The 20663-nt window shown below is 66.8% G+C and carries 20 protein-coding genes; 12 read left to right on the top strand and 8 right to left on the bottom strand.

Annotated elements, in window-relative coordinates; all coding sequences use genetic code 11:
* Positions 1–69: 69 nt before the first annotated feature.
* The 7 genes from BM436_RS11465 (at position 70) to BM436_RS11435 (ending at position 6175) form a co-directional block, all read left to right on the top strand.
* The gene (locus BM436_RS11465) at positions 70–1509 is read left to right on the top strand and encodes an ABC transporter substrate-binding protein (RefSeq protein WP_093555670.1); all 1440 of its coding nucleotides are present in this window, start codon (positions 70–72) and stop codon (positions 1507–1509) included.
* 3 nt (positions 1510–1512) lie between these two features.
* Positions 1513–2433, top strand: coding sequence for an ABC transporter permease (locus BM436_RS11460; protein WP_218164839.1), 921 nt, complete (start codon positions 1513–1515; stop codon positions 2431–2433).
* Positions 2430–3287 (top strand): ABC transporter ATP-binding protein, encoded by an 858-nt coding sequence (locus tag BM436_RS11455; RefSeq protein WP_093555648.1) that lies wholly within the window; start codon positions 2430–2432, stop codon positions 3285–3287. Before BM436_RS11460 ends, BM436_RS11455 begins: the two co-directional genes overlap by 4 nt.
* Positions 3277–3585 carry a gamma-butyrobetaine hydroxylase-like domain-containing protein gene (locus BM436_RS11450; RefSeq protein ID WP_093555647.1) on the top strand — a complete coding sequence of 103 codons (309 nt, stop codon included), beginning with the start codon at positions 3277–3279 and terminating at the stop codon, positions 3583–3585. The genes BM436_RS11455 and BM436_RS11450 overlap by 11 nt, the downstream gene beginning before the upstream one ends.
* Positions 3582–4355 (top strand): ferredoxin--NADP reductase, encoded by a 774-nt coding sequence (locus BM436_RS11445; protein ID WP_093555646.1) that lies wholly within the window; start codon positions 3582–3584, stop codon positions 4353–4355. The genes BM436_RS11450 and BM436_RS11445 overlap by 4 nt, the downstream gene beginning before the upstream one ends.
* A 4-nt stretch (positions 4356–4359) precedes the next feature.
* Positions 4360–5424 carry a YeiH family protein gene (locus tag BM436_RS11440; RefSeq protein ID WP_093555645.1) on the top strand — a complete coding sequence of 355 codons (1065 nt, stop codon included), beginning with the start codon at positions 4360–4362 and terminating at the stop codon, positions 5422–5424.
* Positions 5425–5551: 127 nt separating this feature from the next.
* Complete coding sequence (locus tag BM436_RS11435) at positions 5552–6175, top strand: LysE family translocator (RefSeq protein WP_093555644.1); 624 nt, start codon at positions 5552–5554, stop codon at positions 6173–6175.
* Here the strand turns inward: BM436_RS11435 and BM436_RS11430 are convergent.
* The gene (locus tag BM436_RS11430) at positions 6132–6956 is read right to left on the bottom strand and encodes an AraC family transcriptional regulator (protein ID WP_093555643.1); all 825 of its coding nucleotides are present in this window, start codon (positions 6954–6956) and stop codon (positions 6132–6134) included. The genes BM436_RS11435 and BM436_RS11430 overlap by 44 nt on opposite strands.
* Positions 6957–7047: 91 nt before the next feature.
* On the opposite strand from BM436_RS11430, the gene BM436_RS11425 reads away from it, so the two are divergent.
* Complete coding sequence (locus tag BM436_RS11425) at positions 7048–8064, top strand: cyanophycinase (RefSeq protein WP_143133080.1); 1017 nt, start codon at positions 7048–7050, stop codon at positions 8062–8064.
* 23 nt (positions 8065–8087) lie between these two features.
* Here the strand turns inward: BM436_RS11425 and BM436_RS11420 are convergent, their stop codons facing one another.
* The 4 genes from BM436_RS11420 to BM436_RS11405 form a co-directional block, all read right to left on the bottom strand.
* The gene (locus BM436_RS11420) at positions 8088–9623 is read right to left on the bottom strand and encodes a pectate lyase family protein (RefSeq protein ID WP_218164838.1); all 1536 of its coding nucleotides are present in this window, start codon (positions 9621–9623) and stop codon (positions 8088–8090) included.
* 214 nt (positions 9624–9837) lie between these two features.
* Positions 9838–10497 (bottom strand): glutathione S-transferase family protein, encoded by a 660-nt coding sequence (locus tag BM436_RS11415; RefSeq protein WP_093555640.1) that lies wholly within the window; start codon positions 10495–10497, stop codon positions 9838–9840.
* Positions 10498–10562: 65 nt separating this feature from the next.
* Complete coding sequence (locus tag BM436_RS11410; RefSeq protein ID WP_093555639.1) at positions 10563–11540, bottom strand: Bug family tripartite tricarboxylate transporter substrate binding protein; 978 nt, start codon at positions 11538–11540, stop codon at positions 10563–10565.
* A gap of 221 nt (positions 11541–11761) precedes the next feature.
* Positions 11762–13060, bottom strand: a complete 1299-nt coding sequence (locus BM436_RS11405) for a GGDEF domain-containing protein (RefSeq protein WP_229490022.1) — start codon at positions 13058–13060, stop codon at positions 11762–11764.
* Positions 13061–13297: 237 nt separating this feature from the next.
* Here BM436_RS11405 and BM436_RS11400 point away from each other — a divergent pair, with 237 nt between their 5' ends.
* From BM436_RS11400 to BM436_RS11390, 3 genes are read left to right on the top strand one after another with little or no spacing between them, the layout of a single operon-like run.
* Positions 13298–14026 carry an SDR family oxidoreductase gene (locus BM436_RS11400; protein ID WP_093555637.1) on the top strand — a complete coding sequence of 243 codons (729 nt, stop codon included), beginning with the start codon at positions 13298–13300 and terminating at the stop codon, positions 14024–14026.
* A gap of 40 nt (positions 14027–14066) precedes the next feature.
* Positions 14067–14654, top strand: a complete 588-nt coding sequence (locus tag BM436_RS11395) for a TetR/AcrR family transcriptional regulator (protein WP_093555636.1) — start codon at positions 14067–14069, stop codon at positions 14652–14654.
* Positions 14655–14712: 58 nt separating this feature from the next.
* Positions 14713–15987, top strand: coding sequence for a DUF6630 family protein (locus BM436_RS11390; protein WP_093555635.1), 1275 nt, complete (start codon positions 14713–14715; stop codon positions 15985–15987).
* A 118-nt stretch (positions 15988–16105) separates the two neighbouring features.
* On the opposite strand, the gene BM436_RS11385 is transcribed toward BM436_RS11390, so the two are convergent.
* A complete protein-coding gene (locus BM436_RS11385; RefSeq protein WP_093555634.1) occupies positions 16106–17587 on the bottom strand; it encodes a tetratricopeptide repeat protein in 1482 nt (493 codons plus the stop codon).
* Between the two features lie 338 nt (positions 17588–17925).
* Between BM436_RS11385 and BM436_RS11380 the strand changes: the two genes are divergently transcribed.
* Positions 17926–19506 (top strand): isocitrate lyase, encoded by a 1581-nt coding sequence (locus BM436_RS11380; RefSeq protein ID WP_093555633.1) that lies wholly within the window; start codon positions 17926–17928, stop codon positions 19504–19506.
* A gap of 65 nt (positions 19507–19571) precedes the next feature.
* Here the strand turns inward: BM436_RS11380 and BM436_RS11375 are convergent, their stop codons facing one another.
* Together BM436_RS11375 and BM436_RS11370 are read right to left on the bottom strand one after the other, a co-directional pair.
* Entirely contained in the window at positions 19572–20078 is a 507-nt protein-coding gene (locus BM436_RS11375; RefSeq protein ID WP_093555632.1) for a YgjV family protein, read from the bottom strand.
* 16 nt (positions 20079–20094) lie between these two features.
* Positions 20095–20631 carry a DUF2058 domain-containing protein gene (locus BM436_RS11370; RefSeq protein WP_093555631.1) on the bottom strand — a complete coding sequence of 179 codons (537 nt, stop codon included), beginning with the start codon at positions 20629–20631 and terminating at the stop codon, positions 20095–20097.
* Between the last annotated feature and the right edge of the window lie 32 nt (positions 20632–20663).

Here is a 20663-nt window from a genome sequence, read left to right as displayed (position 1 = left end):
TAAAGGTGGGGTAAAAGCAGCGCGGTACGCATTGATCTTTCTAATTGTGACTCAATGGGGGAACTGAACATGGCAACGACACTTTCATGGATCCGGCGCTGGCGCGGCGGCAAGGCACTGGTCGCGGGCGTCATCGCGCTGGCGGCCGTGGCGGGGGGCGGCGCCCAAGCCAGGGAGACGGTCTCGATCGGCATCGGCACGCAGAACACCACGACCAACACCGTCACCGGCGGCATCGTCATCAAGCAATTGCAACTGCTCGAGAAACACCTGCCCAAGACCGGCAAGTACAGCGACATCGACTTCAAGTTCGACTGGCAGAACTTCACTTCCGGCCCGCCCATCACCAACGGCATGATGGCCAATAAAATCCAGATCGGGATGATGGGCGACTACCCGCTGCTGGTCAACGGCGCCACCTCGCAACAGAGCAAGGGCAACGAGACCCAACTGGTCGCCATCATCGCCTACAACGCCTTCGGCGCCGGCAACGGCGTGGTGGTGCACAAGGACAGCCCGTACTACGAACTGGCCGACCTCAAGGGCAAGCTGGTGTCGGTGCCCTTCGGCTCGGCCGCCCATGGCATGCTGCTGCAGGCGATGCAGGAACGCGGCTGGCCCGAGGACTACTGGAACCTGGTCAGCCAGACCCCCGAGATCGGCACCACCAACCTGCAGGAGCGCAAGATCGACGGCCACGCCGACTTCGTGCCCTTCGGCGAACTGCTGCCCTTCCGCGGCAACTCCCGCAAAATCTTCGACGGCGTCCAGACCAAGGTGCCGACCTTCCACGGCGTGGTGGTGCGCAAGGATTTCGCGGAACAGTACCCCGAGGTGGTGGTGGCCTACATCAAGGCGATGCTGGAGGCGAACGACTGGGTGCGCGCCGACCCCGCCACGGCGGCGCGCAAGATCGAGGAATGGACCAAGATCGAGAAGGAGGTCGTCTATATCTTCCTCGGGCGCGGCGGCATCCACACGCTGGACCCGTCCATCAAGCCCCTGCAGCTCGACACCATCAAGACCGCCTACGGCGTGCTGCAGAAGATGAAGCGGGTCAAGCAGTTCGATGTGGACGCCTGGGTCAACGAAAGCTATGTGCGCCAGGCGTTCAAGGAGCGCGGCCTCAATTACGACGCGCAAAAACAGACGCTGGCCAATTACGACGTCCAGGGGCAGGACCCGGTCTGCAAGAAGGCCGTCACCAATCCGGCCGAGGCCGGCGAGATCTGGCTCCAGGGCGGCGCCATCATCCCGCTCAGCTCCGCCACCTGCACCCTGCTCGGCGTGAGGAAGTACAGCGAAGCGGGCAAGAAGGTGGACGTCGCCTACGTCTACGACAAGGCGCTCGGCATCAAGGTGTTCGCGGACCGCGCGTTCTACGCCACCAGCGGTCCGAAAAAGGACATCGTGCCCTTCCTGCTGAAAAAGGACGCCGACGCGCTGGCGGCCAAGTCGGGCACTGCGGTGCTGTCGTACGAACAGGCGCTCGCCGCCGCCGGGAGGTAAATCATGAGAATGACCGAACTGCACGCCCTGCGCTCGCCGCCGGCCGCCCCCGCCGCCACGCGCGCGGCGGCGCTGGCCTCCGTGGTCACCGGCGCCGCGCCCGCCGCCGCTCCGAACCGCAAGCGCCGCCACTGGCTGGACAGCGCGCCCGCGACCTGCGCGCTGGGCGCGGTCTCGATCGGCGGCATGTTGCTGGCGTGGTACCTGGCGACCCGCTACCGGCTCGACTTCTATGTGCGCTTCTCCAACATTCCCACGCCCGGGGACGTGTTCGACAAGATCCTGGAAGTCAACCAGTCGTCCAAGTACCTGCTCAACATCGGCATCAGCCTGCGCCGGGTGCTGCTCGGTTTCGCCATCGCGGCCGGACTGGGCGTCACGCTGGGGGTCTTGATCGGCCGCTACCGCCTGGTGCGCGCGCTGAGCGTCCCGGCGCTCGAAGTGCTGCGGCCGATCCCGGCCATCGCCTGGGTGCCGATGGCGATCATGCTGTGGCCCAGCAACGAGGTCAGCATCGTCTTCATCACCTTCCTGGGCGCCTTCTTCCCCATCCTGCTCAACACCATCCACGGCGTCGAGGAAATCGACGAGGTGCTGCTGCGCGCCGCGCGCAGCCTGGGCACCCGGGAACTGGACCTGATCAGCCACGTGATCATTCCCGGCGCGCTGCAGCACATCTTCACCGGCCTGGCGGTCGGCATGGGGGTGGCCTGGGTCTCGCTGATCGCCGCCGAGATGATCTCCGGCCAGTTCGGCATCGGCTACTTCACGTGGGAAGCCTATTCGCTGATCTCGTACGCCGAGATCGCGCTGGGCATGATCACGATCGGCATACTCGGGCTGCTGTGCAGCGGCGCCATCCACCTGTGTTCGCGGGCCGCGATGCCCTGGACCGGCCTGGTGGCGGGAAGGGGGCGCACATGAGCGCGCAATCGGGCCATGTGGACGTGCGCGACGTCAGCATCAGCTTCGGCGCGCGCGGCTCGGTGATCGAGGCCGTCAAGGGCGTCTCGCTGCAGGTGCAGCCGGGCGAGTTCGTGTCGCTGATCGGGCCGTCGGGCTGCGGCAAATCGACCTTGCTGAACGCGGTCGCGGGCTTCACGGAGATCGACGCCGGCTCGCTGCTGCTGGACGGCGCGCCCATCGACGGCCCCGGGTCGGACCGCGGCGTGGTGTTCCAGCAGTATTCGCTGTTCCCCTGGATGACGGTGCGCAAGAACGTCGAGTTCGGGCTGAAGATGAAGGGCGTCGGCCAGAGCGTGCGCGAGACCCAGGCGCGCACCCTGCTGGGGCTGGCCGGGCTGCTGGCGTTCGAGAACCATTATCCGGCCCAGCTCTCCGGCGGCATGAAACAGCGCGTGGGCATCGTGCGCGCGCTGGCCACCAGCCCGCAGGTGTTGCTGATGGACGAACCCTTCGGCGCGCTCGATTCGCAGACCCGCTCGGTGATGCAGGAAATCCTGACCAATATGTGGCAGCGGCTGCGCCTGTCCGTGCTGTTCATCACGCACGACATCGAGGAGGCGATCTTCCTGTCGGACCGCATCTACGTGATGACGGCGCGCCCGGGCAGGGTCAAGGCCGAACTGAAAGTGCCGCTGCCGCGGCCGCGCAAGCCGGAAATGATGGACAGCCCGGAGTTCGTGGCGCTGATGCGCACCATCAAGGCGCTGATACGCGACGAAAGCCTGGCGGCGATGGGCAGCGAACTGTCCGACGGCGGCCTGCGCGGGCTCAGCACCGAACTGGGGCCGGAGGGGGCGTGCCATGTCCTGTGAACCCTGGCCCTCGGCGCTCGCCATCAACCACGCCAGCCGCACGCTGGAGCTGGTGTGGGACGGCGCGCCGGCCGCGCTGGCGCACGCGGCGCTGCGCGCCTCCTGCCGCTGCGCCCATTGCGAAAGCGCGCGCCGCGCGGGCGGCCCGGCCCTTCCGATGGCGCCGGACCTGGCGCTGGCACGCATCGAAGTGCTGGGCGCCAGCGGCTTGCAGCTGTTTTTCTCCGACGGCCACCATCGCGGCATCTATCCCTGGCCCTACCTGTACCAACTCGCTTACGAAAGGCCGATGTCATGAGCAATCTGTTCAATGCCGAAGTGCTGTCCGTGCACCACTGGACCGACCGCCTGTTTTCGTTCACCGTCACGCGCGACCCGGGCTTCCGCTACCAGAGCGGGCAGTTCGCGATGATAGGGCTGGAAGTCGACGGCCGGCCGCTGCTGCGCGCCTACAGCATGGTCAGCCCGCACTACGAACCGACGCTGGAGTTTTTAAGCATCAAGGTGCCGGACGGCCCGCTGACCTCGCGCCTGCAATCGATCCAGCGCGGCGACACCATCCTGGTCGGGCGCAAGGCGTCCGGCACCCTGCTGCTGCAAAACCTGCTGCCCGGTAAACGCCTCTATCTGCTCGGCACCGGCACCGGCCTGGCCCCCTTCATGAGCATCGTGCAGGATCCCGACGTCTACGAGATGTTCGACAAAGTGATACTGGTGCACGGCTGCCGCCAGGTGCGGGAACTGGCGTACCAGGAACGGCTGTCGAAGGACCTGCACCAGCATGAATGGCTGGGCGAGCAGGTCGCCAGGCAGCTGGCCTACTTCCCCACCGTGACGCGCGAACCGTTCCGCAACCAGGGCCGCATTCCCTCGCTCATCACCAGCGAGGCGTTTTTCGAGGAACTGGGCGTACCCGCGCCGGATCTGGACTGCGACCGCTTCATGCTGTGCGGCAGTCCGGCGATGCTGAAGGAAACCCAGGCGGTCCTGGATGGCGCCGGCTTTAGCGAAGGCAATATGAGCCAGCCGGGACACTACGTGATCGAGCGCGCTTTCGTCGACAAATGACGCCATGGCGAAGCCCACCTATCTCGCGGCCGCGTGGCGCGGCAGCGGCGCCGGCGTGCTGCTGGCCGGTTGCAGCCCGGGGTCGCTCAGGCGCATCTGGCCGGGGCTGGCGATCGGCGTCGTCATCGCGCTGGCCGCCAGCTTCGTCGCCACCGCGTACGGCGGCCCGCTGCTGCTGTACGCGCTGTTCTTCGGCCTGGCCTTCCATTTCCTGGCGCACGACCCGGTCTGCCTGCCCGGCATTGAATTCTGCAGCAAGACCCTGCTGCGCATCGGCATCGCGATGCTGGGCGCGCGCATCACCCTGGAGCAAGTCTCGTCGCTGGGCGCGGGGCCGCTGCTGATCGTTGCCGGCGCCGTCGTGTCGACCATTTTGTTCGGCGTCGCCCTGGCCGCGCTGTTCGGCCGGCCCAGCGCGGAAGGCTTGCTGTCGGGCGGCGCGGTGGGCATCTGCGGCGCCTCGGCGGCGCTGGCGATATCGGCGCTGCTGCCGCGCACCAGGGAAAACGAGCACTTCACCCTGCTGACGGTGGTCGGGGTCACGTCGATGTCGACGCTGGCGATGATCGCTTATCCATTGCTGGCCGCGTGGGCGGGGCTCGACGCCACCCAGGCCGGCATCTTCATCGGCGGCGCCATCCACGACGTCGCCCAAGTGGTGGGGGCGGGCTACCTGATGTCCAGCCACACGGGCGATGTGGCCACGGTGGTCAAGCTGACCCGCGTGGCCTGCCTGCTGCCGGTGATCGTGGTCGCCTCGGCGCTGTACCGGCGCTCCGGCGACACGGCCGGCACGGACAGCGCCAAGCGGCCGCCCCTGATGCCGCTGTTCCTGGCCGGCTTCCTGTGCCTGATGCTGGCCAACAGCCTGCACCTGGTCCCGGCCGCCGCGGCCAGCGCCATGAACAGCGCCTCGCGCGCCTGCCTGGTGATCGCCATCGCCACGCTGGGCGTGAAAACATCGTTCCAGGCGCTCGCCTCGCTGGGTTGGCGGCCGGTGCTGATGCTGGCCGCCGAAACCGTGTGGATCGCGTTGCTGGTGCTGGCGGCCATCAAGTTCGCGCTCTGATCCAAAGCGCATGCCTGCCCGGGGCCGGCATTCGGCCCCGCCCCGGGGGCATTTTCTTCAATACGGCGGCTCCCGCCCCGCGTATCGTCCACTCCGGTATCGTCACTCTTATCGGAGACCCCTATCTATGAGCATCCTGATTTCCATGGCGGCCTTCGCCCTGGCTTCATCGATTTCCCCCGGCCCCGTCAACATCGTCGCCCTCGGCATCGGCGCCAGGCACGGCTTTCGCGCCAGCATGCGGCATGTGACCGGCGCCACGGTCGGCTTCACCGTGTTGCTGCTGTTGACCGGCCTCGGCCTGCACGAACTGCTGGCGCGCGCGCCGGCCTTGACGCGGGCGATACAACTGGCCGGCGTGGCCTTTTTGCTGTGGATGGCGTGGAAGCTGGCGCGCGACGACGGCTCGCTCCATCCCGACGCGCACGGCAAGGGCCCTTCCCTGCTGGTCGGCGCCGCCATGCAATGGCTCAATCCGAAAGCGTGGGTGGCGTCGGTGGCCGGCATGGGCGCGTTCGCCGCCAACGGCGACGCGCTGCGGGTGTGGCAATTCGCGGTGCTGTATTTCGCGATCTGCTACCTGTCGATCGCCTGCTGGGCGTACGCCGGCACCTTTCTGCGCGGCCGCCTGGGCGACCCGTCACGCATGCGGCGACTCAACCGCACGATGGCCTTCCTGCTCGCCGCCAGCGCCGTCTACCTGCTGTTCAGCGGCGATACTGCCCCGGCGTCGCCGCGAGGAATTGCTTGAAGATGCGCTGGAAATGCGCCTGGTCGGAAAAGCCGGTGTCGAGCGCGACATCGGCGATCGCCGCGCCGCCCTTGAGCAGGCCGCGCGCGAGCTGTATGCGGCGGTTCAGCAGGTAGGCGTGCGGCGTCATGCCGTAGCGCGTCTTGAAGGCGCGGATCAGATAGGACGGCGACAAATCGGCCGCGGCGCAGATGTCCTCCAGCTTCAACGCGCCGGTGCAGTTGTCGCTGATGAATTCGGCCGCGCGTTCGAGCTTGCGGTTCGCCTCGCGCTCGACGAGGGCGGCCGGATCGAGGCTGGATTGCACCTGTTCGAAAAACGCCACCGCCGCGCATTGCCGCAGCAGCTGGTCGGCCGCGCCGTCCATCAGCACTTCGTAAAAGCGGTTGAAGCCCGCGTACAGCGCGGGCGCGGTGCTCATGGTGGCGGCGAAGCAGCGGAAGTCCTGATTCGCGCTGAATCCCCATTCATGCTGCAAGCCGCCCAGCCAGGAGCGGTCGACATAGAGCATGCGGTACGACCAGGGTTCGTCGGCGATGGGGTTGCAGGCGTGGACGTCGCCCGGATTCATCATGACGACGGTGTTGGGACCGACGCGCTGGCGCGAGGCCTGGTTGATGTAGTCGGTGCGGCCGCTGCGGATCACGCCGATGGAAAAGGTCTCGTGCGAGTGGTTGGCGTAGCCGACCTTGCGTCCATCGTCGATGGCCCGCGCCTCGATGAAGGGCAGGCTGGCATCCCGCCAGAAACGGGGAATGGTGTGCGTGTTTGGAGGCGGCATTTTCCTAGCATACCCCATCCCGGGCGGGTGAACACGGGGCGGCGGCCGACAGGCGTACAATCGGCTTCCACACCCATCGCCGGAGCCTGATATGCGCACATACACCCCACGCGGTTTGTTGCCGGTCCTGTCCCTTTGGCTCGCGGCGTTGCTGCTCGCGCCCGGCCTCGCGGCTGCGGGCAAACCCTATGATTACGCCGTGGTCGGCGATCCCGCCAACGTCACGCTGCCGGCGCCGCCCCTGCCCACGCTGGTGTTGATGGGCGGCGGGCCGGACGTGGACGACGCCTTCAAGTGGATGATACGGAAGTCCGGCGGCGGCAATTTCGTCGTCATCCGCTCGCGCGGCACGGACGCCTACAATCCCTATGTGTACGCGATGGGCGGCGTGGCCTCGGTGGAGACCATCACCATCGCCAGCCGCGAGGCCGCCAGCGATCCGTTCGTGATCGGGCGCATACAGGGCGCGGAGGCGCTGTTCATCGCCGGCGGCGACCAGAGCGACTACGTGAAGTTCTGGAAGGGCACGCCGCTGGAAACGGCGATCGAGGCGCTGGCCGGCAGGAACATCCCCATCGGCGGCACCAGCGCCGGCCTGTCGGCGATGAGCAGGTTCATGTTCTCCGCCCTGAACGGCTCGATCACGTCGTCGGCGGCGCTGGCCAATCCCTACGACAAGGCGATGACGCTGGAGCGCGATTTCCTGGCCCTGCCCGACATGGGCGGCCTGGTCGCCGATTCGCACATGGACACGCGCGACCGCATGGGCCGCCTGGTGGCGTTCATGGCACGCATCGTCAAAGACGGCTGGGCCGGCGGCGTGCACGGCGTGGGCGTGGACGTCGAGACCGCGCTGCTGGTCGAGGGCGGCAATGCCACGCGCGTGGGCGCCGGCTCGGCTTACTTCCTGCGCACGGTGGGCCTGCCCGAGGTCTGCAAGCCCAAGACGCCGCTCACCTACCGCAACATCGGCACGCAAAGGCTGTCCGGCGGCGCCAGCTTCGACATGCGCAACTGGGCCAGCTACCAGGGCGGCACCGTCGACTACAACATCTCCGCCGTCAACGGCGTGCTCACCTCCAGCCAGCCGGGCGGTTCGGTCTACTGAGAGCCCCTTCGGACACCACGCGGCTACAGCTTGCCGACGCCGGCGGCGGCCGGCACGGTGGTGGCCAGGTTGGTGGTGGCCTCCACCGCGTAGCTGTAGTAGCTGGCCGGCGTGGCCGACGGCGTGGCGGCGGGATTGGCGGCCGACGACCAGGGGGTGGAGGTGACGTTCACCAGCGAATTGGCGCCGTTGGCGGTCGCGCTGAGGTTCACGGACGCGCCGTTGAGCAGGTTGCCGCTATCGAAAATATACGGCTTGCAGCGGGCCGTGCTCATGCCGGACAGGGCGGCGCAATTGGTCAGCGCGCTGCCGGAACTGACCGACGCGCCGATGGTGTCGCTGGCCGACGCGCCGCCGCTGATGGCGAAGACATTGTTCTCCACATACAGTTTCGAGCCCTGGCCGGACGTGAGCCCCACCATCCAGTTGTAGAGCGTGGCGGTGTTGCTGCCGGAGAAGTAGTTGTTGTAGAAGTGGACCATGCCGTAGCGCACGCGCGGCTTGCGCTGCACCAGGTTCTGGAAGTAGTTGTGGTGGAAGGTCGTCTTCAGCACGCCCGGGTTTTCCGCCGTCAGGCTGGCGCTGTCGGTGCCGCCCATCAGCATGGCCTTGTCGTGGTCGTGCAGGTGGTTGTACGACACGGTGACCAGGTTGGCCGACTTGGTGATGTCGAGCAGGCCGTCGTGGTGCTGCACGTGATACAGCTCGCCGTCATACGGCGCGGCCCACACGGACGGGAACTGGTCGTCGGTGCGCGCGCCGTCGGAGAAGGTGCAGTGGTCGATCCACACATGGGTCGCGTGCTGGATCGACACGGTGTCGTAGTTCGAATTCCAGCGTCCGCCCGAATCGGTCGGGTCCCAGGCGGTGAAGAAGTCGAACGCGTCCTCGAAGGCGACGTTGCGGATCACGATGTTGTCGACCGGCGCGCTGGAGCTCGCGCCGTTGAGCATGAGGGTGCCGTGGATGATCTTGGCGGTCGCGCCGTTGCCGATGATGGAGGTGTTGGACGGCACGTTCAGCACGACGGTTTTCTTCATCTGGTTGCTGGCGCAGGCGCGCGCCGCCTCCACCGGATCGCTCGACGGCGGAACGTTCGCGTACGGCGGCTTGTAGGCGGCCAGGTAGGCGTTCCAGATCTGGGTGAAGGTGGTGTAGCCGTAACCGGCGCAGGTGCTGCTGGCCGCGTTGGCGTAGGTCACGTAGTTGTTGGCCGTCAGCTCGGTGCCGGCCGCGTTCTGGCTCAGGCTGATGGTGCCGGAGATGTAGATGATCTTCTTGCTGTTGTCGAGCGTGCCGCTGAAGGTGCCGTCGGTCTTGATGGTGGCGGTGTTGCCGTACAAGGCCTGGATCAGCCCGGCGCGGGTGCTGACGGTGTAGGTCTTGGCCGCCGTGGCGCCGTGGCCGCCCGTGGTGCCCGTGCCGCCCAGGTTGTTGGTGCCGGTGGCGGCCCAGCCGGTCGCGCCGAGCGAGGAAATCTGCGCGTTGGCGCCGGCGCTGGCCAGCATCGCCACGCCCGCGCATAGGGCCCTGCTTATCCGCATTTTCAGTATGGTCATACGTCATCTCCAAGTTATTGGTATCGGTTGTACCTGTCGTTGGCACCGAATTTTGGTCAGGCCAATTCCAGCGATCCAGTGTGGATGAGTGTTGCCATGAATTCAACTGCGAAAACCAACAAGGCGCGGTGCGAATCTGACGAATGCCCTGTTCGGGGCGGGGACGGGCGCGGGGCGGCCGCCCGCGGGAGGCGGCGCCCGGCGCGGGGACGCGTCAATCCCGGTCGGGAGCGCCCAGGGGGAACAGGGGCCTGAAGGGGCGCGCCTCGTCCACCGCCCTGGCGATGGACGGACGGGCGAGCAGGCGCGCGCGGTAGGCGCGCAGCACGGGGAAGGCTGCGGAAATCGGGTGCGTCCAGTCCGCGTAGAACAGCGAGGGCGCGGCGGCGCAGTCCGCCAAAGTGAAGTCGGCGCCGGTGGCCCAGGTCCTGCCGGCCAGCTCCCCTTCCAGCCAGGCGTAGGCGAGTTCCAGCTTTTCCTGGGCGAAGGCCAGCGCCTCCCGGCGCTTCACCGGATCCCCCGTGAGCGCGCCGCCCACCGCGTGCTGCATCGGGCTCATCACGTGCAGGTCGAAGTAGCGGTCCAGGAAGCGGACCTCCAGCGCGGCCATCGGCTCCTCGGGCAGCAGCCGCACCGGGCCCGGATGGGCGAGCTGCAGGTACTCGATGATGATGCTGGTCTCGGCGACATTGCGCCCGCCGTCCACCAGCAGCGGGAACTTGCGCAACGGCCAGCGTTGCAGCCAGTCGGCCGTGTGTTGCGGGGTATCCGGCCCGATCGAGCGGAACTCGAAGGGGACGGCGTTCTCGTACAGGGCGATCAGCACTTTCTGCGTGTACGAGGAGAAGGGATGACCGTAAAGCGCGAGCGGCATTCGGGGACTCCTGAATTGACGTTGCCCCCGAATTTACCTCAAAAGTCGGCGAAGCGCGTTCCGCCTTAGTCCACCGTCGCGCCGCTATCCTTCACCACCTTCGACCACTTGGCCGTTTCGGCGTGGACGAACTTGGTGAAGTTTTCCGGCGTGTCGCCCACATAGTCCGAACCGGTCTCGGCGCGGATCTTCTGGTACTCCGGCAGCTTCATGACCTTCTGCGCCTCGGCGTTGATCTTGGCGACGACCTCCTTCGGCGTCCCGGCCGGCGCGAACAGGCCGTACCACGCGTAGGACTCGACCGGCACGCCGGCCTCGGCGAAGGTCGGCACATCCGGCAGCAACGGCGAGCGCTGCGCGCCCGAGACGGCGATGGCTTTCACCTTGCCGGTTTTAATGTGCGGCATGATGGCGATGGTGCTGTCGAACATGATGGGGATGTGGCCGCCCAGCAGGTCGGTGATGGCCGGGGCCGAGCCCTTGTACGGCACGTGGGCCATGTTCAGTTTCATCACCTTGTCGAACAATTCGCCGGTCAAGTGCTGCGGCGTGCCGTTGCCCGAGGAGGCGTAGGAGAAGCCGCCCTGCTTGGACTGTATGAGGGCGATCAGCTCCTTCAGGGTCTTGGCCGGCACCGACGGGTGCGCCACCAGCACCAGCGGCACGCGCAGCAGGTTGGTCACCGGCGCCAGGTCCTTGAGCGGATCGAAGGTCATTTTCTTGTAGAGGCTGGGATTGATCACGATCGGCGCGCTGGACGTGATCAGCAGCGTCTGGCCGTCCGGCTTGGAACGGGCCACCGCGGCGGTGCCGATGTTGCCGCCGCCGCCGGCGCGGTTGTCGATGACGAAGGTCTGGCCCAGCGCCTCCGTGAGTCCCTTGGCCAGCGGCCGCGCCGCGATGTCGGACGGCCCTCCGGGCGGCCACGGCACCACCGCCGTCACCGTACCGCTAGGCCAGCTCTGTGCGAGGGCGCCAAGGGAAAAGACCGATGCCGCGACGGCGAAAGCGACGGATTTGCCTGAACCGGGGAGTAATCGCATATTCCACATTCCTTTAATTGATTGATCGAACAATGGGCGCCACTTCGTGACATGAATGTCACATGTGTAAACAGTACACCTTTTTCGCCGCCGGTCGGGCCACGCGTTCCGAATTTGTGGGCGCACGGCAACTCAAGCCCCGGGGCCGCGCACCGTCACTTGCATCATGCTTGTGACAAAGCACGCATTGCCGCGTTGGTCGCCGCCCGCCGGGGCGCGGCCTAGCGGTGCGCGCCCTGGCGCTGCGCTGCGGGGGCGACGCGGATCTGGTTGCGCCCGCCCTCCTTGGCCTCGTACAGCATGGCGTCGGCGCGCAGGAACAACTCGTTTTCGCTCTTGTACTCGGGATAGGCGGCCACCCCGCCGCTGAAGGAAAAGTGGCGCAGGTCGCCCGGCTTGACCTCGAACGGGATCGCGCAGAAGGACTGGCGCATCGCGTCCAGCCTTTGCCAGCCCTGCTCCAGCGTGCAGTCCCAGAACACCACCACGAACTCCTCGCCGCCGAAGCGGCTGAGCAGATCGCGCTCGCCGATGTGCGGCGCCAGCGTCAGCGACAGGCGCTTGATGACGATATCGCCGAAGTAATGGCCCCAGGTGTCGTTGATGGTCTTGAACTTGTCGATGTCGACCACGCCGAAGGCCAGCGGGCGCTCCTCGCGCGCCGCCTGCCGTATCAATTCCTGCGCCTTCTTCTGCAGGCCCACCTTGTTGAGCAGGCCGGTCGCGCGGTCCTTGCCGATCAAGTCCTTGTTGACCCGTATCTTGTTGGCGCGGTTGACCAGCTGTTCGGTCAGCAGGTCGGCGTCGGCCATCGGCACGATGCCGTCGAAGCCGCTGGCCAGCGCGCGCCGCGCCAGCGCCGCGTCCGGCTGGCGCTGCAGCAGCGTGATTTCGCGCACCGGGTCGGCTTCGATGTTTTTCTTCAGCACCCGCACGATGGCCTCGGTGCGCGCGTATTCGGTGTCGCTGATGAGCACGATGTCGGGCTGCAGTTCCTTCACGCGCAGGTGCAGCGTCTGCGCGTCGGCGTGGCGGATGAGTTCGACGCGCCGCTCCAGCAGCGCCGCCTCGTCCAGCCCCGTTTCCTCGCCGAGGCAGATCAGGCGCACCAGGTCGCCCCGCTTGCGCTGCACGAACAGGTTGAACAGCTTGTCGACCAGCACGTCGTTGGCGATCGGTTTTTCCGCGTAGGCCAGGCAGTTGCTGTCGACCAGGCGCTGCTGCAACAGGAAGCGGCCGCCCTGCCGCACGGTCTGCAGGTAGACGTAGCTTTGCTCGCTGGGCAGGCGCTGCAGCAGTTCGCCCAGCATCAGCGTCTTGCGGCTTTCCAGCAGGTCCGACTGCATGTTGTGCAAGGCGTCCAGGTCGATGACGAACAGGCTGTGGCCCTGGTCGTTCTGGACGGCGGCGACGAAGTCCCGCATTTCGTTGAAGAAGAGGATGTCGAAGTCGTATTTGTGCGCGTACAGAAGCAGCTCAGCCTGGTTGTCCTTGATGAAAAAATTCTGAGACAACAGCATTACGTGATTCTTGTAGAGCGGTGCCTCGCTAGTCATGTTTCGTCAGCTTTCTTTGCCTTGGTGGTTTTCCGTGCCCGCCATGCCACCTTACACAAGAATGCCGAACTTCGCAGCACAAAAGAGTGAACTTTCTAATAAGGCACGCCGAATCAAATCTTTCTTGACTAAATAGTCCAGAATACCTAGACTCCACCCCAGTTCTTGACAATCCAGTCCAGAATTAACCCAGGGGTAATTATGCAAAACGTAAAAGCAGCATTGGTCACCGGCGGTTCGCGCGGCATTGGCGCCGCGATCGTGGAACGCCTGGCGCGCGATGGCGCGGCCGTGGCGTTCACCTATTCCTCGTCGCGGGAGACGGCCCTGGCGCTGGCCGCCAGGATCGAGGCCGCCGGCGGCCGCGCGCTCGCGATCCAGGCCGACAGCGCCGACGAGGCCCAGTTGCGCGCGGCCGTGAACCGCGCCGCCGGGGAGTTCGGCTCGCTGGACATCCTGGTCAACAGCGCGGGCGTGCTGGAGATGGGCCCGGTCGACAGCTTCCCCATCGAACGGCTGGACCGCAGCCTCGCGGTCAATGTGCGCGGCGCCTTCATCGCCATCCAGGAGGCGCTGCGCCACATGAAGGCCGGCGGCCGCATCGTCACCATCGGCAGCATGGCGCGCGAGCGCGTGGGCTTCCCGCAGAGCAGCGTGTACGCGATGACCAAGGGCGCCGTCGCCGCCATGGTGCGCGGCGTCGCCATCGATCTCGGCCCGCGCGGCATCACCGTCAACAACGTGCAGCCAGGCCCCACCCAGACCGGCATGGTGCCGGAAGGGTATGTGGACGCGCTGGTGGGCATGTCGCCGGTGGGCCGGCTCGGACGGCCGGAGGAGATCGCCGGCATGGTGGCCTACCTCGTCTCGCCCGAGGCGGGCTACGTGACCGGCGCCAGCTTCACCATCGACGGGGGCATGATCGCCTGACCGGTATAATGGACTCCCCCATCCAGAACCGATCGCATCCATGGCCCGACCGAAGGCGTTTGACCAAGACACCGCGCTGCAACGCGCCATCGCCCTGTTCCGCGAAAAGGGCTACGCGGGCGCCTCGACCGACGATTTGCTGGGCGCCATGGGCATCGGCCGGCAAAGCATGTACGACACCTTCGGCGACAAGCGCGGCCTGTACCTGGCCGCGCTGGAACGCTACAACGCCGCCAGCATCGCCGAATTCACCGGCGACATGGAGGCGGGCGCTTCGCCGCTGGACGGCCTGGAGGCCGCGCTGAGGGCCTTCGCCCGGCGCGCCGGCGCGGGCCGCGAGGGCTGCATGGGGGTGACCGCGGTGTTCGAGTTCGGCCAGTCCGATCCGGAGGTGGCGTCGATCTCCGCTGCCAGCGCGCGCGCCCAGCTGGCGGCCATCGAGCGGCGGCTGGCCAGCGCCGGCGCCGCCGGCGAGACGCCGTCCGATCTCGACGCGCGGGCCGCCGCCGCGTTCGTGGCGTCCAGCCTGGCGGGCATGCGGGTGGCGGCGCGCGGCGGCGCCGACGCGCGCGCGCTGGAACAGATCGCCGTCTTCACCATGCGCGCCTTGCGCCGGCCTTCCTCCTGAACATCGCGGGCGTTGAAATGTCATTAAGATATGCTTTTTCGACAACCATCCCGCGCCCATGTACAACTCCCGCACCGAAAGCGGCACCCTGGCGGACCTCGACCAGGAAATCGCCTCCAATGAAAACCTGGCGCGCTCCGCCCTGCGCGAAGCCGAGGCCGATCCCGACCATCCCGACCAGGACGGCCTGCTGGACGTCCAGGCGCGCCTGCTGAGGGCGCTGCGCTTCCGGCATGCCCGGGGCGACTCGGCCGCGGAGCTGGAGGAACACTTCCGCCTCCGCCTGCTGCCCGACCTCCAGCGCGCCGGCGGGCTGACGCGGCGCTACTTCCCCGGCCAGCGACCGGAGATGCGCTCGTGGGACATGGACGCCTGGCTGTTGCTGCTGGCCCTGGCCTGCTTCGACACCGACGGCGGCGCGCTGGAGCGCATCGGCGACTGGGTGGACACCGGACAAAGCTCGGCGCCGTTCCACTTGCTGCTCAAGGCCTTCCTGCCCGGGCACGCCTATCCCCGCAAGTTCGCGCGGGACGCGAATACGGACGCCTATGAGAAGCCGGTCGCCGGCGCGGTCCTGGCGGCGGCACCGGAGCGGCAAAAGGCCCTGCACGCCTTCCTGCGCAAATGGCCGGCCATCATGGCGCCGCACGGCTACCGCCGCGATGCCGGCGACGGCGCCATTTTCACCATCGCCCCCTTCCACGCCGCCCTGGCCGCGTGCGCCTACGACATCGACGACGCGGCGTTCCGCGACCTGCCCGACTACCCGGGCGAGCTGGTCGCCTGGTACCGCGTGCATGCGCGCCAGCGGCGCGACGCGTGGCGCGGCGTCGGCGTGGGGGCCGGCGACGACCTGCCCGCGCCGCTCGATCCGGCCGCGCAGGGCAAAAAGCTCACGCCTTCAGCCGCCTACGCGCGCTGGATCGAGATCGTCTGCGGCGACAGCGCGCCGCTGGCCGCCATCGCCCGCAAGGCGCTGGGCCCGCGCAAGACCATGCCGGACCTGTTCAACGCGATGGAAGCGCTGGCCGGCGCCGGGCTGGCCCTGCAGGCGGATATCAAGGACGACGAAACCCTCGCGGATCAGGTGCAGCGGCTGTGCGCGACGCGCGGCTGGCCCGCGTTCACGCCGCCGGCCGAGCCGCCGCAGGGACCGGCGCGCGTCAGCGCCATCCTGTCGGCGCTGCGGCCGTGGCTGGCGGAGCGAGGGCAGACCCTGGCCTTGCTGGGCGACGGCGGCGACGCCTGGCAGGCGACAGTTTTCAAGACTGTCGACGAGGCGCAATTCAACGCCTTATGCGACCAGTTGCAAATCGACGTGCAGGACGAGTAGGCCCGAGGATGAGCCGTCGGGCCTGATGCGACGAGTGCCGGCCAACCACCAGTTGCGAGGTGCAGCGAACGAACAACGGGACAACGCTCCGGGATCCCAACGCGTGGGCCGGGAGCGGTCAGCGCGCCGCCGGCTTGAGCACCGCGTCCACGCGGGCCTGGTCCTGCGCCGTCAACCGCGGCGCCACGGCCTTCAGCGCCGTGTCGGCCGAGGCGTGTCCGGACGCCTTGGCCAGGCTGAACCACACGTAGGCCATCGCCACGTCCTTCGGCCCGCCCTGCCCCTCCAGCGACATCACGGCCAGGTTGAACATGGCGTCGGCCTGGCCCTGCACGGCGGCCTCCTTGAACAGCTTGCGGGCGGTCGCGTGGTCTTGCGGCACCAGCTGGCCCTCGTAGAAATACGTGGCCAGCGCGCTCTCGGCGTCCGGCTGCCCCTTGAGCGCGGCCTGCTTGTACAGCGCGATGGCGCGCGGCTGGTCCGGCGCCACGCCCTGGCCCAGGTCGTACATGCGGGCGGCGGCGAACAGGCCGCCCGCGTGACCGGCCTTGGCGGCGGCCGTGAAGTAGGCGCCGGCCATCTTGTAATCCCGCGCCACGCCGTCGTCGCCGTTGTAGTACAGGCGGCCCAGCTCGTACAGCGCCGGCACGTAGCCGGCCTCGCCCGCCTCCGCCAGCAGGCCGCGCGCCCGCGCCACGTCGCGGGGGCCGCCGAAGCCCGTCAGGCGGGCTTGCGCCAGCATGGCCGAGGCCGGCACGTAGCCAACGTCCGCCGCCTTGGCGTACCACTTCACCACCTCGGCCGCGTCCTTTTTCACGCCGATGCCGAACAGGTGGATCTTCGCCAGCAGCATGATGGCCTCCGCCCGCTCGTTGATCATGTCCGGATGGGCGGGATCGAAGCGCAGGCGGTCCGCGACCGGGTCGTAGCGCGCGTCGACCACCTTGCGCAGCCAGGCGATGGCCTGCGCCGTGTCGCGCGGGGTGCCCATGCCGTATAGATGCATTTTTCCCAGCATCAGCGCGGCGGCGTCGTAGCCTATCTTGTCGTGGGCGGCCTTGAACAGGGCCAGCGCGCCGGGGCCGTCGTCGCGGTCCAGGGCGGCGAAGGCCTGCGCCAGCGTCTTGTCCTTGCGCATGATGCGGTTGATGCCGGCGGCGAAGCGGCGGTCCGCCGGGCCGCAGGCGACCGCTGGCGCGTTCGGGTCCGTCGCCGCCAGCGGGTCCTCGATGGAGGTGGCGTCGGGCGTGTTGGACGCGTCGCCCAGCGGCCCGAATTCGTTGAAGCGCTCGGCCAGGTTCGACGCGCTGTCTTCCAGGTTGAAGTCGCTCATATAGCGCAGCATGACGTCGTCGTCGTTGGCGCTGTAGCCGCTCATGAAGCCGCACGACGAGGCCAGGGTGCGCGACAGCATGCGGTTCTTGGCGGCGACGATGAGACGCGGGTCGCCGGCCGCGCCGCGCTGGCCGCTGACGGTGACGCTGGCCGCCGCGCCCGCCTGAGCCCGGGCTTGCGGCTGCGCCGGCGCCTGCGCCTGGGCGAACAGGGGCGCCGCCAGGACTAGCGCCAGGCTCAGTTGCGTTTTGTCGACAAATACCATGATGGCCTCTCAAAGGTGGGCCGGACGCCGCGCGGCCGGGCGGATTTCAGGCGTACGATGCTACCTTGGCGCCGCGATTTTGAGTGATCAACCCTGTGATTTCACAATGCTGAAAATCAATCCTACATTGTGGAATGGAAACCGGAAAAATCGCCGCAATTTCATCCCATTTTTTGAAAATTAATTTCACATACCGAAATTTAATAATTAACTCCTTGAATTTTAATGATTTAATTTAAGTTATATGTCTTATATAAGACTTGTTTCGACTCATCAGAAGGGCTATCATTTCTCCATGCAGTTCGCTTCCGGTTATCCCACCTTTTTAGGAGATTCACATGTCCCAGTACCAAGACGACATCCAAGCCATCGCCGGCCTGAAAGACAAACAAGGCAGCGCCTGGAACGCAATCAATCCTGAGTCCGCCGCCCGCATGCGCGCCCAGAACCGCTTCAAAACCGGCCTGGATATCGCCAAGTACACCGCCAAGATCATGCGCGACGACATGGCCCGCTACGACGCCGACCCGTCGCAGTACACCCAGTCGCTGGGCTGCTGGCACGGCTTCATCGGTCAACAGAAGATGATTTCGATCAAGAAACACTTCAACAGCACCGACCGCCGCTACCTCTACCTGTCGGGCTGGATGGTCGCCGCGCTGCGCTCCGAGTTCGGCCCGCTGCCGGACCAGTCGATGCACGAGAAAACCGCCGTGTCCGCGCTGATCAAGGAGCTGTACACCTTCCTGCGCCAGGCCGACGCGCGTGAACTGGGCGGCCTGTTCCGCCAGCTGGACGCCGCCGAGGGCGCCGCCAAGCAAGCCATCCAGGCGCAGATCGACGGCCACGTGACCCACGTGGTGCCCATCATCGCCGACATCGACGCCGGCTTCGGCAACGCCGAGGCGACCTACCTGCTGGCCAAGCAGTTCATCGAGGCGGGCGCCTGCTGCATCCAGATCGAGAACCAGGTGTCCGACGAGAAGCAGTGCGGCCACCAGGACGGCAAAGTCACCGTGCCGCACGAGGACTTCCTCGCCAAGATCCGCGCCATCCGCTACGCCTTCCTGGAACTGGGCGTGGACGACGGCATCATCGTCGCCCGCACCGACTCCCTGGGCGCCGGCCTGACCAAGCAGATCGCCGTCACCAACAAGCCGGGCGACCTGGGCGACAAGTACAACTCCTTCCTCGATTGCGAGGAAGTGTCGGCCGACGCGCTGGGCAACGGCGACGTCATCATCAAGCGCGAAGGCAAGCTGCTGCGTCCAAAGCGCCTGCCTAGCAACCTGTTCCAGTTCCGCGCCGGCACGGGCGAAGAGCGTTGCGTGCTCGACTGCATCACCTCGCTGCAAAACGGCGCCGACCTGCTGTGGATCGAAACCGAAAAACCGCATATCGCCCAGATCGGCGGCATGGTCAGCGAAATCCGCAAGGTCATCCCGAACGCCAAGCTGGTGTACAACAACAGCCCGTCGTTCAACTGGACCCTGAACTTCCGCCAGCAGGTGTACGACGCGATGAAGGCCGCCGGCAAGGACGTGTCCGCCTACGACCGCGCCAAGCTGATGAGTGTCGAGTACGACACCACCGAACTGGCCGTCGCCGCCGACGAGAAGATCCGCACCTTCCAGGCCGACGCGGCCCGCGAAGCCGGCATCTTCCACCACCTGATCACGCTGCCGACCTACCACACCGCCGCGCTGTCGACCGACAACCTGGCCAAGGAATACTTCGGCGACCAGGGCATGCTGGGCTACGTGGCCGGCGTGCAGCGCAAGGAAATCCGCCAGGGCATCGCCTGCGTCAAGCACCAGAACATGTCCGGCTCGGACATCGGCGACGACCACAAGGATTACTTCAGCGGCGAAGCGGCCCTGAAGGCGGCCGGCAAAGACAACACGATGAACCAGTTCTAAGACTGCCCGGAACATGAAAAAAGCTCGCCTCGGCGAGCTTTTTTTTCGTCCTCAAGGAGGGATTGTCACACAGTCCGCGGCCGCTCCTGGCGCGCCATGCGCACGATGGTCGCCGCGTTCACCACGGCGATCACCACTTCCAGCGCGGTGCCGCCGATGGAGCCGGCGATGACGTTGTTGGCGATCCACAGCGCCGTCCCGCACAGCATCACCAGCCGCATCGCGATCCCCTGCAGCAGGAACAACGCCAGCGTGCCCAGGCAGGACGCCGCCAGCGGCAGCCAGTCGCTGGCCTGCTTCGCCAGGGCCAGGCCCAGCGCCAGATTGGCCGCCACGAACGCCAGCGCCACCCACAAGGCCCGCGTGCGCAGCGACACGAGCGAGCGCAGCAGCGACATGCACGAACTGGCCACCGCGGTGGGATTGCCCAGCAGCGCGAAGTGGACCACATAGGCCAGGCACTCGCCGGCCATGAACAGCTTGAAGCGCCGGTCGTCCATCTGCAGGAAGGAGCCGACGCCCAGCACGAACGCCACATACCCGACGCACTGCGCCGGGGAAAACCAGTCCATTCCCATCAAGCCGGCGCTACCACATCAAGTCGTCGGGAATCTGGAAGGCCGCGTACGGGTCGTCCTCGTCGACCTGGGTGGCCGTCTTGTTGACGCGCACCACCAGCGAGGCGTCGCGCTCGGCGATCTTGTCGGCGATCACCCTGGGCACCAGCTCGAAGGCGCCGCCCACGAACACGATCACCAGGCGGCCCGCGATCAGGTGCGCCTGCACCGCCGCCGACACGTAGATGCGCTCGATCTTGGTGCCGTGGGTGAAGTTGTAGGCGATGTCGCCGTTGCCCTTGCTCTGGCGGTTCTTCTGCGCCATCTGCACGATCTGCGCCATGATGGCCTTCTGCGCGGCTGCCGCGTCGCGCTGGGCGTTCAGTTCGCGCGCCCGCTCGGCGTTCTTGCGCTGCGTCTCCAGCGCGGCCAGGCGCGCCTCGTCCACGCTCTCGGTGCCGGTGCGGCGCTCTTCCTTCTTCTGCTTGCTCTTGTCCTGGTTGACCTTCTTGACCTTGTTCTTGTCGACCAGGCCGGCTTTCAATAACTGCTCTTGCAACGAGACCATGTGCGGTACTCCGAAAACGGAAAAACCGCTAG

It is taken from the genome of Pseudoduganella namucuonensis (genome assembly GCF_900116645.1).
Lineage (GTDB): Bacteria > Pseudomonadota > Gammaproteobacteria > Burkholderiales > Burkholderiaceae_D > Rugamonas > Rugamonas namucuonensis.
The sequence above is the reverse complement of the archived record's forward strand: the minus strand, read 5'-3'. Positions and strand labels throughout refer to the sequence as shown.

Bases quoted from the DNA above. Each gene is read 5' to 3' on its own strand.
- BM436_RS11465 (WP_093555670.1), top strand. From the start codon at position 70: ATGGCAACGACACTTTCATGGATCCGGCGCTGGCGCGGCGGCAAGGCA.
- BM436_RS11460 (WP_218164839.1), top strand. From the start codon at position 1,513: ATGAGAATGACCGAACTGCACGCCCTGCGCTCGCCGCCGGCCGCCCCC.
- BM436_RS11455 (WP_093555648.1), top strand. From the start codon at position 2,430: ATGAGCGCGCAATCGGGCCATGTGGACGTGCGCGACGTCAGCATCAGC.
- BM436_RS11450 (WP_093555647.1), top strand. From the start codon at position 3,277: ATGTCCTGTGAACCCTGGCCCTCGGCGCTCGCCATCAACCACGCCAGC.
- BM436_RS11445 (WP_093555646.1), top strand. From the start codon at position 3,582: ATGAGCAATCTGTTCAATGCCGAAGTGCTGTCCGTGCACCACTGGACC.
- BM436_RS11440 (WP_093555645.1), top strand. From the start codon at position 4,360: ATGGCGAAGCCCACCTATCTCGCGGCCGCGTGGCGCGGCAGCGGCGCC.
- BM436_RS11435 (WP_093555644.1), top strand. From the start codon at position 5,552: ATGAGCATCCTGATTTCCATGGCGGCCTTCGCCCTGGCTTCATCGATT.
- BM436_RS11430 (WP_093555643.1), bottom strand. From the start codon at position 6,956: ATGCCGCCTCCAAACACGCACACCATTCCCCGTTTCTGGCGGGATGCC.
- BM436_RS11425 (WP_143133080.1), top strand. From the start codon at position 7,048: ATGCGCACATACACCCCACGCGGTTTGTTGCCGGTCCTGTCCCTTTGG.
- BM436_RS11420 (WP_218164838.1), bottom strand. From the start codon at position 9,623: ATGACCATACTGAAAATGCGGATAAGCAGGGCCCTATGCGCGGGCGTG.
- BM436_RS11415 (WP_093555640.1), bottom strand. From the start codon at position 10,497: ATGCCGCTCGCGCTTTACGGTCATCCCTTCTCCTCGTACACGCAGAAA.
- BM436_RS11410 (WP_093555639.1), bottom strand. From the start codon at position 11,540: ATGCGATTACTCCCCGGTTCAGGCAAATCCGTCGCTTTCGCCGTCGCG.
- BM436_RS11405 (WP_229490022.1), bottom strand. From the start codon at position 13,060: ATGCTGTTGTCTCAGAATTTTTTCATCAAGGACAACCAGGCTGAGCTG.
- BM436_RS11400 (WP_093555637.1), top strand. From the start codon at position 13,298: ATGCAAAACGTAAAAGCAGCATTGGTCACCGGCGGTTCGCGCGGCATT.
- BM436_RS11395 (WP_093555636.1), top strand. From the start codon at position 14,067: ATGGCCCGACCGAAGGCGTTTGACCAAGACACCGCGCTGCAACGCGCC.
- BM436_RS11390 (WP_093555635.1), top strand. From the start codon at position 14,713: ATGTACAACTCCCGCACCGAAAGCGGCACCCTGGCGGACCTCGACCAG.
- BM436_RS11385 (WP_093555634.1), bottom strand. From the start codon at position 17,587: ATGGTATTTGTCGACAAAACGCAACTGAGCCTGGCGCTAGTCCTGGCG.
- BM436_RS11380 (WP_093555633.1), top strand. From the start codon at position 17,926: ATGTCCCAGTACCAAGACGACATCCAAGCCATCGCCGGCCTGAAAGAC.
- BM436_RS11375 (WP_093555632.1), bottom strand. From the start codon at position 20,078: ATGGACTGGTTTTCCCCGGCGCAGTGCGTCGGGTATGTGGCGTTCGTG.
- BM436_RS11370 (WP_093555631.1), bottom strand. From the start codon at position 20,631: ATGGTCTCGTTGCAAGAGCAGTTATTGAAAGCCGGCCTGGTCGACAAG.